This is a genomic window from Bacteroides sp. (assembly GCF_030151085.1).
Classification (GTDB): domain Bacteria; phylum Bacteroidota; class Bacteroidia; order Bacteroidales; family Bacteroidaceae; genus Bacteroides.
This window is the reverse complement of sequence record NZ_JASLER010000034.1, coordinates 84,552-98,372: the sequence shown is the minus strand read 5'-3', so window position 1 is coordinate 98,372 and position 13,821 is coordinate 84,552. Positions and strand designations below refer to the sequence as shown.

At 41.7% G+C, this 13,821-nt stretch carries 11 protein-coding genes; 6 read left to right on the top strand and 5 right to left on the bottom strand.

The window, feature by feature from the left end:
- Positions 1-18: 18 nt before the first annotated feature.
- From Q1W14_RS06160 to Q1W14_RS06150, 3 genes are read right to left on the bottom strand one after another with little or no spacing between them, the layout of a single operon-like run.
- On the bottom strand, positions 19-822 hold the full coding sequence (locus Q1W14_RS06160; RefSeq protein WP_300699954.1) for an amidohydrolase: 804 nt from the start codon (positions 820-822) through the stop codon (positions 19-21).
- 5 nt (positions 823-827) lie between these two features.
- Positions 828-1,382, bottom strand: a complete 555-nt coding sequence (locus Q1W14_RS06155) for a lysophospholipid acyltransferase family protein (protein WP_300699953.1) — start codon at positions 1,380-1,382, stop codon at positions 828-830.
- Between the two features lie 2 nt (positions 1,383-1,384).
- Positions 1,385-1,654, bottom strand: coding sequence for a hypothetical protein (locus tag Q1W14_RS06150; RefSeq protein WP_300699951.1), 270 nt, complete (start codon positions 1,652-1,654; stop codon positions 1,385-1,387).
- 311 nt (positions 1,655-1,965) lie between these two features.
- Here Q1W14_RS06150 and Q1W14_RS06145 point away from each other — a divergent pair, with 311 nt between their 5' ends.
- From Q1W14_RS06145 to Q1W14_RS06135, 3 genes are read left to right on the top strand one after another with little or no spacing between them, the layout of a single operon-like run.
- Complete coding sequence (locus tag Q1W14_RS06145; RefSeq protein ID WP_300699950.1) at positions 1,966-3,216, top strand: efflux RND transporter periplasmic adaptor subunit; 1,251 nt, start codon at positions 1,966-1,968, stop codon at positions 3,214-3,216.
- A gap of 7 nt (positions 3,217-3,223) precedes the next feature.
- A complete protein-coding gene (locus Q1W14_RS06140; RefSeq protein ID WP_300699948.1) occupies positions 3,224-6,334 on the top strand; it encodes an efflux RND transporter permease subunit in 3,111 nt (1,036 codons plus the stop codon).
- A 23-nt stretch (positions 6,335-6,357) separates the two neighbouring features.
- Positions 6,358-7,734 carry an efflux transporter outer membrane subunit gene (locus Q1W14_RS06135; protein ID WP_300699946.1) on the top strand — a complete coding sequence of 459 codons (1,377 nt, stop codon included), beginning with the start codon at positions 6,358-6,360 and terminating at the stop codon, positions 7,732-7,734.
- A 75-nt stretch (positions 7,735-7,809) separates the two neighbouring features.
- Here Q1W14_RS06135 and Q1W14_RS06130 read toward each other — a convergent pair whose 3' ends face one another.
- Positions 7,810-8,142, bottom strand: a complete 333-nt coding sequence (locus tag Q1W14_RS06130; RefSeq protein WP_300699945.1) for an RNA-binding protein — start codon at positions 8,140-8,142, stop codon at positions 7,810-7,812.
- 298 nt (positions 8,143-8,440) lie between these two features.
- Here Q1W14_RS06130 and Q1W14_RS06125 point away from each other — a divergent pair, with 298 nt between their 5' ends.
- Positions 8,441-10,087, top strand: a complete 1,647-nt coding sequence (locus Q1W14_RS06125; RefSeq protein WP_300699944.1) for a diphosphate--fructose-6-phosphate 1-phosphotransferase — start codon at positions 8,441-8,443, stop codon at positions 10,085-10,087.
- Positions 10,088-10,192: 105 nt separating this feature from the next.
- Entirely contained in the window at positions 10,193-11,047 is an 855-nt protein-coding gene (locus tag Q1W14_RS06120) for a glycoside hydrolase family 25 protein (RefSeq protein ID WP_300699942.1), read from the top strand.
- A 268-nt stretch (positions 11,048-11,315) separates the two neighbouring features.
- On the opposite strand, the gene prmA is transcribed toward Q1W14_RS06120, so the two are convergent.
- Positions 11,316-12,161 (bottom strand): 50S ribosomal protein L11 methyltransferase, encoded by an 846-nt coding sequence (gene prmA, locus Q1W14_RS06115; protein ID WP_300699941.1) that lies wholly within the window; start codon positions 12,159-12,161, stop codon positions 11,316-11,318.
- Between the two features lie 282 nt (positions 12,162-12,443).
- Between prmA and Q1W14_RS06110 the strand changes: the two genes are divergently transcribed.
- The gene (locus Q1W14_RS06110; RefSeq protein ID WP_300699939.1) at positions 12,444-13,820 is read left to right on the top strand and encodes a hypothetical protein; all 1,377 of its coding nucleotides are present in this window, start codon (positions 12,444-12,446) and stop codon (positions 13,818-13,820) included.
- Position 13,821: the final 1 nt, after the last annotated feature.

The window sequence follows — 13,821 nt, the reverse complement described above, 5'->3', positions numbered from 1 at the left end:
GTTAAGAACAATAGATTCTCAAAATTCAATTGAAAAAGAGTCTGCATCTTTCCATACCGGAAATTTCTTTCTGAACTCTCTTAATGACGAAAGCTCAAGAATAGCTGTAGCAGCTCCTTCTTCATTGTCGGGTATGCTGGTCAAAAGATCTCCTTTATGAGAGTAGATAACACTGCCTCCATTATAGGATTGATTATTGCCATCTGTACCAATGCGATTAACCCCGCAGACATAACTTATGTTCTCTAATGCGCGCGCTTGAAGCAAAATATCCCAAACTTTTCGCCTGGGAATAGGCCAACTAGCAACATAAATCATTAGATCATATTCATTATTCACGTTACGACTCCAAACCGGGAAACGGAGATCATAGCAGACCAGCAATAGAATATTCCATCCTCGATATGAGATGATAGGGCGACTGTTACCGGCAATGAAATGCTCTGATTCTTTACCCATACGAAAGAGATGGCGTTTATCGTAATAGTAGGCATCACCTTCGGGCGTGAGAAAAAAAGCACGATTATAATACGAAGTACATTGGGTGGACGTTGTATCTTTTTCGTAAGCGATGTAGCTTCCTGCAATGGCTACTTGATATTCCGCTGCCCATTGACGTAGTGTTGTTATTGTCTTTCCGGTCACTGGTTCTGCTAGGTTATCGGTATTCATAGTGAATCCGGTAGAAAATGTTTCCGGTAAAACAACAATCTCCGTCGCTCCACGAAGTGTTTCTAACTTTTCGTGAAGACGACGGAGATTGTCTTGTTTATTTTCCCAAGCAATATCCGTTTGCAGGATACTGATACTTAGTGGGGACATGGTAATTATATATTTCCGATAGAGAAATTTTCGGGATGTTTACCTCTGAAATCTTTGTAATAGAGCTTTATCTCGCGCATATCCTTCTCCATATCTCCACTAGGCATTATAGCCTTGGTGCAACTGACTGTTTTCGTAGGATAATCAATACCGACTAATACAATAGGCACTTGTGCTTTAAGTGCAATGTGATAGAAGCCTTTTTTCCAGTTAGGGTTTGCTTTACGAGTTCCTTCGGGAGTGATAGCCAAATGAAAATGCTTGCTTGTTGCAAACTTTTGTGCCATTTGGTCTACCAATGACGATTTACGTCCTCTATCTACAGGAATGCCGCCAACTGCTTTGAACAAAAGTCCTAAAGGAAAAAAGAACCATTCTTTCTTCATCATAAAACTGGTTTTACGACCAATAGCGCCATAATATAGTTTACCGATGAATAAATCCAAGTTAGATGTATGTGGTGCTGCACAAACAATGCATTTATCATAGTTTGGTACCGTCACATTGGTCTTCCAGCCTAACAGGCGATAATAAATAAAGCTATAGATGGTTTTCTTCATCCTTATTTCAATTTGCCCATTGCGTCAATAATTTCGTCAACTTTTGCATTGAAGTCAACGCGTAATTTTTTGTAGAAACCTTTTACATTACCGGGTTCTGTATGGCTGATGCGGCTAATAAATTCATCTTGCATGTTCAAGATCACACCTAACAACTCATCAGCTTTCTGTTTGTCTGTTCCAGGTACATATAGATTGTGTACCATACATTCTGTAAAAAGTTCGCCTGCGATATAATTTATATTCTTTTTTAAAGTTCTTCTACTTGCCATAATCTTTACGTTTTAAGTGAATAATCTGAATTATTTTCGGTAAAGATAATGTTTTTATTAATGAATGAAGAGGAATAATGGTATTTTATGTGTTTTTAATTCCAGAGGGAGATTGTGGAAATGTTCTACAGCTGTAGACTTATTCTACAAATTGAGTGTAGGATAGAAGAATGGAATATTTATTTGATAGTACTTTTGTGTTTTGATAATCAGTGGTTTACTGCAAAATATAGACTGTATTGTAGAAGTTTGGCATCGGATTTGTTTTTATAGGTATTGAATACAGGGTTAAATTTATTAAACAGACAAGCATGAGACTATTTTTTACGAAAAGAGAGTTCAGATTAAAGAGAAAAAGATTAATAATAATGATTTCCTGCATGATCGTGTTATTGGCAGGTTATATCATTTTTACTTGGCCGAAAAAGGTTCAGCCGGAACCACCTACAGTTATCATAGCACCTGCTGAAAAAGGAGATGTTGAAATATATGGTGAGTATGTGGGACGTATTCGTGCGCAACAGTTTGTTGAAGTGCGTGCACGTGTAGAAGGATATTTGGAAAGTATGCTTTTTGCAGAAGGTAAGTATGTTAACAAGAATCAGGTTTTATTTGTGATTAACCGTGATCAGTACAGCGCTAAAGCTGATAAGGCTCGTGCACAGTTGAAGAAAGACGAAGCACAGGCTCTGAAAGCAAAACGTGATTTGGAACGCATTCGCCCGCTGTATGCTCAGAATGCCGCCAGTCAACTGGACTTGGATAATGCACAGGCTGCATACGAAACGGCGGAAGCTTCGGTTGCCATGAGTCAGGCGGATTTGGATCAGGCAGAGTTGGAACTAGGTTATACGCTGGTTCGCTCACCATTGTCGGGACATATTAGTGAAAGAAATGTGGATTTAGGCACTTTAGTAGGACCGGGAGGAAAGTCCTTATTGGCTACAGTCGTTAAAAGTGATACCGTACTGGTAGATTTCAGTATGACCGGTTTGGATTATCTGAAAAGTAAGGAGCGTAATATTGAAATAGGTCGTCAGGACTCCACACGTTCCTGGCAACCGAATATAACGATCACTCTGGCTGATAATACTGTTTATCCTTATAAGGGTTATGTGGATTTTGCGGAACCTCAGGTTGACCCGCAAACAGGAACGTTCTCTGTACGTGCTGAAATGCCGAATCCTAATCGGGTTTTGTTACCTGGGCAATTTACAAAAGTGAAATTGTTGTTGGATGTACGTGAGGGAGCTGTTGCTGTTCCTCAAAAAGCGGTTACTATTGAGAAGGGAGGGGCATATATTTTTGTGATGCGCCGTGATTCTATTGTTGAAAAACGTTTTATTGAACTAGGACCCGAATTTGGAAATAATTGGGTCGTTGAACGCGGTTTGGTTGCTGGAGAGCAAGTGGTGACAGAAGGTTTTCATAAGTTGACGCCGGGGATGAAAGTACGTCCTCAAGCCGCAGTTCTTGATAAGGAAGAAGATCAGCAGACCGATTCCTTGAATAAGCGCGTTTCTTCTGAGAATAAGGCAAAGGATAACAAACCCTCAAAGTAATGACATTATGAAAGTAAGTTTCTTTATAGATCGCCCGGTGTTTTCTGCGGTGATATCGATTGTGATTGTTATCGTCGGTATCATTGGTTTGACAATGCTACCTGTAGATCAATATCCCCAAATAACACCTCCGGTAGTGAAAATCAGTGCGTCTTATCCGGGAGCAAGTGCATTGACTGTTTCGCAAGCGGTAGCAACTCCTATTGAGCAAGAAATCAATGGTACTCCGGGTATGCTGTATTTGGAATCGAATAGTTCCAATTCCGGAGGCTTTTCTGCTACGGTGACTTTTGATGTGTCTGCCGATCCTGCTCTGGCAGCGGTGGAAATACAGAATCGCGTAAAGTTGGCAGAAAGCCGTTTACCTGCCGAAGTTATTCAAAACGGTATATCGGTGGAAAAGCAGGCACCCAGTCAGTTGATGACTCTCTGTCTGACTTCCAATGATCCAAAGTTTGATGAAATATATTTAAGTAATTTTGCAACAATCAATGTACTTGATTTATTACGTCGAATTCCTGGTGTAGGACGGGTTTCTAATATTGGTAGCCGTTACTATGCCATGCAGATTTGGGCGATGCCTGATAAGCTGGCAAATTTCGGGTTGACTGTTCAGGATTTGCAGAATGCTTTGAAGGATCAAAATCGTGAATCTGCTGCCGGTGTCTTAGGGCAACAACCGGTAACAGGACTGGATATTACCATTCCTATTACTACACAAGGACGTCTGAGTTCTGTGAGCCAGTTTGAGGATATTGTGGTACGTGCGAACTCTAATGGGTCTATTATTCGCTTGCGTGATGTTGCCCGTGTGTCACTCGAAGCTTCATCGTATAGCACTGAGAGCGGCATTAATGGAGAGAATGCTGCTGTTCTTGGTATCTATATGCTTCCCGGTGCCAATGCGATGGAAGTGGCGAAGAATGTAAAGGAGGCTATGAAAGAAATCAGTGCCAGTTTTCCCGAAGGTATGAGTTATGAGATACCATTCGATATGACTACTTATATTTCTGAATCTATTCATGAAGTATATAAAACTTTGTTTGAAGCATTGATATTAGTGGTATTGGTGGTATTCCTATCTTTACAAAGCTGGCGGGCTACTTTGATACCAATTGTAGCAGTACCTATTTCTCTGATCGGTACATTTGGTTTCATGCTTATTTTCGGTTTCTCATTAAATATACTGACGCTACTAGGTCTAATTCTGGCTATTGGTATTGTAGTGGATGATGCCATTGTTGTAGTAGAAAATGTGGAACATTTAATGGAGACGGAAAAACTATCTCCATACGAAGCTACCAAGAAGGCAATGACCGGGCTGGCAAGTGCTCTGATTGCTACATCATTGGTGCTTTGCGCCGTATTTGTTCCGGTTAGTTTCCTGAGCGGAATTACCGGACAACTTTATCGTCAGTTTACTATTACAATTGCGGTTTCCGTTTTGCTATCTACGGTAGTAGCTTTGACGCTCAGTCCTGTGATGTGTTCACTTATCCTAAAACCAGATAGCGGAAAGAAGAAAAACATTGTTTTCCGAAAAATCAATGAATGGCTGAATATCGGAAATCATAAATATATCGGTGTTATTAGCCGGGTAATCAAGAACCCGAAGCGACTGATGAGTACTTTCGGCTTGGTGTTGGTGGCTATTTTCATTATTCATCGGATGGTACCTACCAGTTTCCTGCCGACAGAAGATCAGGGGTATTTCAAAATAGAATTGGAATTACCGGAAGGTGCAACTTTGGAACGTACTCGTGCCGTAACTGATCGTGCGGTGAAGTACTTGGAAAAGAATCCATACGTAGCATATATACAGAATGTAACGGGTAGTAGTCCACGTGTAGGTAGCAACCAGGCACGTAGCGAACTGACTGTTATCCTGAAACCCTGGGAAGAACGTAAAGGAACTTCGATTAATAAAATTATGTCGAATGTAGAAAGAGATTTGAAGGAATATCCTGAATGTAAAGTTTATCTTTCCACTCCGCCTGTGATTCCGGGTTTAGGTACGTCGGGTGGCTTTGAGTTACAGCTTGAGGCACGCGGTGACGCAACTTTGGATGACTTGGTACAGGCGGCAGATACATTGATGTACTATGCTCAAAGAGATAAACAGTTGGCGGGTCTTTCTTCATCGTTACAATCGGAAATTCCACAACTCTATTTCGATGTGGATCGTGATAAGGTGAAGATGCTCGGAGTACCTTTGGCGGATGTATTCTCTACTATGAAAGCTTATACAGGTTCGGTATATGTAAACGATTTCAATATGTTTAATCGTATATATAAGGTGTATATCCAAGCGGAGGCTCCCTATCGGGAACACAAGGATAATATTAATTTATTCTTTGTAAAAGCGTCTAATGGGGCTATGGTGCCATTGACATCTCTGGGTAATGCTTCTTATACTACAGGACCGGGTAGTATCAAGCGCTTTAATATGTTTACTACTGCTGTAATCCGGGGATCGGCTGCACAAGGTTACAGTTCTGGGCAAGCTATGGAAATAATGGAGAAAATTGCACAAGACCACTTACCCGATAATATAGGTTTGGAATGGAGTGGTCTTTCTTATCAGGAGCAGAAAGCCGGTGGTCAAACAGGTTTGGTGCTTACATTAGTATTTCTCTTTGTTTTCCTTTTTCTGGCTGCACAATATGAAAGTTGGACAGTTCCTGTTGCTGTATTGCTTTCTTTACCGATTGCTGCTTTGGGGGCATATTTGGGTGTTGCGATTTGTGGCTTGGAGAATGATATCTATTTTCAGATTGGTTTGGTTATGTTAGTGGGATTGGCGGCAAAGAACGCAATATTAATCGTAGAATTTGCTAAAGTTCAGGTTGATGCGGGAGGAGATTTGGTACAGTCTGCAATTCATGCAGCTCAACTTCGCTTTCGTCCTATCTTAATGACGTCTTTGGCTTTTGTTTTGGGTATGCTACCAATGGTGTTGGCTAGTGGACCGGGTTCTGCCAGTCGCCAGGCTATTGGGACAGGTGTATTCTTCGGAATGATATTTGCTATTGTTTTTGGTATTGTACTTGTGCCGTTCTTCTTCGTGATGATTTATAAGACGAAAGCAAAGGTGCAACAAAAGATCAAGAAAGATTGATTGACTTAAAAAAAAGATGATTTATGAGAAAATATAGAATATACATATACTTACTATTGAGCGTGTTGATATTTGCCTCCTGCAAAGTAGGTAAGAGTTATGTCCGTCCGGTAATGACACTTCCGGATAGCTTGGTACACGAGCAAGATAGTGCAAGCATTGCCGATCGGCAATGGCAGTCCGTATATACTGACAATACTTTGCGTAGCTTGATTGACCAGGCTTTGGAATATAATAAAGATATGCTTATTGCAGCTGCTCGCGTCAAAGAGATGGCTGCACAGAAGCGCATTAGTGTTGCCAATCTGTTACCTCAACTCAATGGTGAAATAACTGCCGAACGTGAAGTAGAAAATTATGGTGGACATAACCGTGATGTTGGAAATACATACGAAGCTAAAGCTCTTCTCTCCTGGGAACTTGATCTTTGGGGGAATCTGCGATGGAAGAAGGTGGCATCAGTAGCCGAGTATTTGCAAAGTGTTGAGGCACAACGTGCCTTACGTATGACGATTGTTGCTGAGGTAGCCCAGGCTTATTATGAATTGGTAGCTCTTGATACAGAATTAGAAATTGTACGTCAGACACAGAAGGCTCGTGAAGAAGGTGTGCGTTTGGCACGTATTCGTTTTGAAGGTGGATTGACTTCCGAGACTTCCTATCAGCAAGCACAGGTGGAGTTAGCTCGTACAGCTACACTTGTGCCGGATTTGGAAAGACGTATCTCCATAAAAGAAAATGATATAGCTTTTCTTGCCGGAGAATTTCCTACCCGGATTGCTCGTAGTCGTTTTTTGCAAGAACTCAATGTGCCGGAATCTTTACCAGTCGGACTCTCTTCTGATTTACTGGAACGGCGTCCTGATATCCGGGCTGCAGAGCAACAACTAAGGGCAGAACATGCTCGTGTGAAAGTCGCCTATACTAATATGTTTCCCCGTTTGGCTCTAACCGGTCAGTTTGGATTGGAGAGTGATGGTCTGTCCAACTTCCTGCAATCGCCCTATTCCTTGTTGAGTGGTGCTATGCTTGCTCCACTATTTGGATGGGGAAAGAATCGAGCCGCTCTAAAAGCGCAAAAGGCATCATACGAAGCCGAAGTTTATAGTTATGAGAAGACGGTATTGAAAGCTTTTAAGGAAGCTAAGAATGCGATTGTGGATTTCAATAAAATCAAAGAAGTCTATCAGTTGCGCACAAAATTGGAGCGATCTGCCAAAAGTTATGTAGATTTGGCCCAGTTGCAATATATCAATGGGGTTATCAATTATATGGATGTGCTCGATGCACAACGTGGGTATTTCGATGCTCAGATTGGAGTGAGTAATGCTATTCGTGACGAACTTATTGCTGTAGTAAATGTCTATAAGGCTTTGGGTGGGGGATGGCAAATAGAATGATAGACGATAAATAGAGTCATAAAAAAAACAGGAAACTTTTCGGAGTCTCCTGCTTTTTTATGTAGATATATAATATTAATATCTTCTTGAATTGTAACCGCCGCCGTTACCGCCTCTTCTGTCACCACCACCACGGTTGTAACCACCACCGTTGCGAGGTCTTTCTTCTCTAGGACGTGCAACGTTTACAGCGATAGTCTTATGGTCAAATTCTGCACCATTAAGTTCGTCAATAGCTTTCTGAGCAGCTGCATCATCGGGCATTTCTACAAAAGCAAATCCTCTAGATCTTCCGGTTTCTCTGTCCATAATTACCTTAGCAGAAGAAATTTCTCCGTACTCTGAAAATAAATCGTTTAAGTCAGCCTCAGTGGTGTTATAACTTAAACCTGAAATGTAAATGTTCATTTTTACTTTTTATTTAAATAAATATTAATGTTGGAGTGAGGAGGTAATTTCTTGTAAAGGACCTGCTTTATAATAAGAAGAACTATGCGATAAAAATACGTAATCCAAACTCTGCTACAAAGATAGTGCAAAAAATTAGGTTACCATACTTTATCTCTTATTTTTTTTGCAGAAAAGTGATAAATTACCATTTCTCATATTATTTCACTGTTCCTGTTTGCATATCTTCTGAAAAAAGACGAAATTTGCGACGCTTTTTAGAAGGAACTTTACTAACATCTTTAAATATTTAAGAGAAATGACTAAAAGTGCATTGCAAATTGCAAGGGCTGCTTATCAGCCCAAACTTCCCGCAGCATTGAAAGCAAACGTAAAAGCCACTATCGGCGCTGCTACTCAATCTGTTGCTGACCAGGAAGCGATTCAGAAACTTTTCCCTAATACGTACGGTATGCCTTTGATTAAGTTCGAAGCTACAGACGAGAATGTGAATTGTCCTGCTATCAATGTAGGTGTAATCCTTTCAGGAGGACAAGCACCGGGTGGACATAATGTGATTTCAGGTCTTTTTGATGGTATCAAGAAGCTGAATGCAGATAGCAAACTGTTTGGTTTCATCCTTGGCCCTGGTGGCTTGGTTGACCACAACTACATGGAATTGACTTCTGATATCATTGATGAATATCGTAACACTGGTGGTTTCGATATCATCGGTTCAGGACGTACAAAGCTGGAAACAAAAGAACAGTTCGACAAAGGTCTTGAAATCCTTAACCAATTGGGTATCTCTGCATTGGTAATTATCGGTGGTGATGACTCTAACACGAATGCTTGTGTATTGGCTGAATACTATGCAGCTATCAACGCCGGCGTACAGGTGATCGGTTGTCCGAAGACTATCGACGGTGACTTGAAGAACGAAATGATCGAGACTTCTTTCGGTTTCGATACCGCTTGTAAGGTTTACTCTGAAGTAATCGGTAATATCCAACGCGACTGTAACTCTGCCCGCAAATACTGGCACTTCATCAAATTGATGGGTCGTTCGGCTTCTCACATCGCACTGGAATGTGCTTTGCAGGTACAACCTAACGTATGTATCATCTCTGAAGAAGTTGAATCAAAGGATATGTCTTTGGATGATGTAGTAACTTACATCGCTCAGTGTGTAGCCAATCGTGCTGCTGAAGGCAACAACTTTGGTACAGTTCTTATCCCCGAAGGTCTGGTAGAATTTATTCCTGCCATGAAGCGTCTGATTTCTGAGTTGAACGACTTCCTTGCTGCTAACGCAGAAGAATTTGCTCAAATCAAGAAATCACACCAACGTGACTATATCATCCGTAAACTCTCTCCGGAAAACTCTGCAATTTATGCAAGTTTGCCCGAGACAGTAGCTCGTCAGTTGTCATTGGATCGTGACCCGCACGGAAACGTACAGGTATCATTGATCGAAACTGAAAAGTTGCTTTCAGAAATGGTAGGTACGAAGTTGGCTCAATGGAAAGAAGACGGTAAGTTCACCGGTAAGTTTGCAGCTCAGCACCACTTCTTCGGTTACGAAGGACGTTGTGCAGCTCCGTCAAACTACGATGCTGACTACTGCTACTCACTGGGATTCACAGCATCTATGTTGATTGCTAACGGCAAGACTGGTTATATGTCTTCTGTACGCAATACCACTGCTCCTGCTGCCGAATGGATTGCTGGCGGTGTGCCCATCACAATGATGATGAACATGGAACGTCGTCACGGCGAAATGAAACCGGTTATCCAGAAAGCTTTGGTGAAACTGGATGGTGCTCCTTTCAAAACATTCGCAGCAAAACGTGAATGTTGGGCTATGAAAACAGACTATGTATATCCGGGTCCTATCCAGTACTTCGGTCCTACAGAAGTTTGTGACCAGCCGACTAAGACTTTGCAATTGGAACAAGGTAAGTAAATCTTGTAACCAATTGTAGATATAGGACACAAATTACCTGAATTACGCAAATTCTATTTTGTGTAATTTGCGTAATTTGTGTTCTTCTTTTAACTATACGCTTATATGCCTGCTAAACCCCATACAAATACCCGTCGTAAATCTGCTGTTCGTCGCACTCCTTCTACACGAAACAAGAAGAATAAGAAAGTGCACACCATGCCCACGTGGTTGCGCAATATCTTGGCTATCTGTATCGTTCTTGTTTTTTCGGCCGGATTTTATTGGTTCTTCATCCGTCCGTACGCTTATCGCTGGAAACCTTGTCATGGTGAGAAAGGTTATGGTGTATGTATGCCTACGGAGTATGATATACATGGCCTAGATGTATCCCACTATCAGGGAGACATTGACTGGGAAAAGCTGGCAAACAATAAAGATGTCCGATTTCCTCTTCACTTTATCTTTATGAAAGCTACCGAAGGCGGTGATCATGGAGATGATACATTTTCACAAAACTTTGGTCAGGCACGCAAGCATGGTTTTATCCGCGGTGCTTACCATTATTTTATTCCTAAAACTGATGCACGCAAGCAAGCCGATTTCTTTATCCGTACGGTACAGCTTGCTAAAGGTGATCTGCCTCCGGTGCTCGATGTAGAAACCACCGGTAAGAAATCAGATAAGGAATTAAAAATAGCCGTTAAGACATGGCTTGATAGGGTAGAGGCTCATTATGGGGTGAAACCTATCCTTTATACTTCTTATAAATTCAAATTGCGCTACCTTAGCGACTCTATTTTCAGCAAATATCCTTATTGGATAGCCCATTACTACGTAGATTCCGTGAAATACGAAAACAAATGGCACTTCTGGCAGCATACCGATGTAGGTAATGTGCCCGGCATTGAGAAAGAAGTCGACTTGAATGTATTCAACGGCACATTAGAAGAATTGCAGGCACTCACTCTGCAAAAATAATTATTTTGCCAGCACTGCCAGCACAAATAGTCATTATTGTGTTTTCTTATAATGAGAATTGATATGCGATATGTCTAATTATCAATGTGTTCTATTTACATATCTATTACATACTAATGTAAATGCCATTACCTCATAATGTAACGACCTTTACCTCGTAATGTAACGGTCGTTACCTAGTAGTGTAAACACCTTTACTCCATAGTGTAAAGAGTGTGATGCTATGAGGTAACTGATGTCTTCTTCTAATGATTTACCGGTGGAGGCATTAAGGGACGAGTAGTTTAACTGCTGCCCAGCGGTTCTTTTCCTGATGATGTACAAATTGTAATCCGTTGCGTTCGGCTTCTGCCAGAATAACGGGGATATCATCTACATAGAAACCGCTCATATAAAGCTCTGAACCCGGGTGCATACAACGTATATACTGCTTCATGTCATTCAATAGTATATTACGGTTAATATTGGCAATCACTATATCGAATGGACCTTTTCCTTCCAATGACGAAGCATCTCCTTGCGAAACAGCTATATTGTCAACATTGTTCAGTTTTATGTTCTCGATAGAATTGCGTACGCACCATTCGTCTATGTCGATAGCCGTACAGGGAGCAGCTCCGCGCATACGGGCAAGGATAGCGAGAATAGAAGTCCCGCAGCCCATGTCGAGAAGTGATTTCCCTTGAAGGTCACTATCCAATAGTTCGCTGATGATAAGGCTGGTTGTCTCATGATGACCTGTTCCAAACGCCATTTGTGGATTGATTACAATATCGTATTTAGCATGGGGTACATCTTTGTGAAAGGTACTGTGAATCACACAACGGTCACCGATGACGATGGGCTGGAAGAAATTCTTTTCCCATTCTTCATTCCAGTCTTTGTCTTCTGCTTCCTGATAATTGTATTCTATTTTCGTATCAGGTAACGGGAAGTCGGCAAGAGCTTCTTTTAAAGCTGATTCCTTGTATAAGTTCGTTTGTATATAGGCGGATATTCCATCAGCTTGTTCAACAAAACTTTCAAAACCTACTTCGCCTAGAACAGCGGAAAGTACGTCGTTTGCGATCTCAGTACAAGGAGTAGTACGGAAGGTAAATTCTAAATATTTCATTGGAATATGATTGTTTGTTAAATGCAGATGCTTACCGTAGGCGGCAAACCTATTTCTGCGTATATTTGTTTAATTGCGTACAAAGGTAGTGCAAATTGAGAGGAATACAATCAAGTTTACTTGAAATTGCATTTCTGAAATGCAGCCTACTTTATTTAAAGGTAGTGTATTTAGGGGATTCCCTACAAATCTATCGGGAAAATCTGTTCGATGGAGTAAATTACGGCGTTATCTTTGTGGCGTAGGAAAATACATAGTTGTAAACACATAAACTCAACGAATATGAAAAAGATTGTTTTTTTATCGCTTTTCGCCTTGTGCCTTCCGTGGACACTTTCGGCACAGAGTGTGGATGACGACCTTTACTACGTGCCTTCCAAAAAGAAGGAGGAAGTGAAGCAGGAGAAGAAAAAGACTGCGGTAGAAGAAGTCGTGGTGAAGTCAAATAGACCGTCAACAACAGTTGTTACTTCATCAGTGGGTAACACGACCGTTGTAGTGAAAGACCGTAAAGGAAATACTCGTGATATAGACGAATATAATCGTCGTTTCGACTCCCGTGATAATGATTTTGTCATGGAAGATGATACGTTATATATTGAAGAGAAATCCGAACCCGGTCTGGATGGTGAATGGGTGAATGGTCAATTTGATGGTTCACAGGACGATTACGAATATGCTACCCGTATTATTCGTTTTCGTAATCCACGTTATGCCATCAGTATCAGCAGCCCGCTTTATTGGGATGTTGTTTATGGTCTGAACTCTTGGGACTGGAACGTATATAGCGACGGTATGTATGCTTATGCATTCCCAACGTTTAGCAATCGTTTATGGTGGGATTGGCGTTATAACTCCTACGGATGGGGTGGCTATCCTAATTATGGATATGGTTGGAACAACTGGTATGGTCCTAGCTGGGGCTTCGGTTGGGGCGGCTGGTACGGCGGTGGCTGGTATGGATGGGGACACCATCATCATCACCACTATCCCGGTAGCGGATGGTATCCTGGTGGTGGACACTGGGGAGGCGGTAGTAACTGGGGACGCGGTAGCGTTTATACCAATCGTCGTTCTACAGGACCATCTTATTCAACTCGGAACAGTGTAGGTAGTACAACTCGCCGTTCTTCGGGTAGTGCTGTGAATGGTGGACAAACTGTACGCCGTAGCTCTGTAGGTAATTCAGGTACAACTGTACGTCGTAGTTCGGGTGAAACAACTCGCCGCGTGGTAGGTACACGTTCTGCTTCAACACGTTCTGGAGTATCAACCCGTACGGATGCATCTTCTACCCGCCGTTCGACATATACTCGCCCGAGTAGTACACGTAGCAGTTCTTATAATAACGGTACTGTAGAAGGTGTTCGTCGTAGCAGTGGAGTTAGAACAGGTTCTTCTTCTACTTCACCTACTGGTACTTCTACTCGCAGGAGTTCCGCTTCTACTTACAACAGAGGTTCGTCAGCCACACCTTCACGTAGCTATTCTAACGAAGGTAGCAGACGTTCATATAATAATAATAGTAGCACTAATACTCGTTCTTCTTCAAGTTTCTCTTCCGGCAGTAGTACACGGTCTTCCGGTGGTAGCTCTTCCGGTGGTGGATCAAGCCGTTCCAGTGGTGGTGGAGGCGGTGGTTCTTCCCGCAGAAGATGAT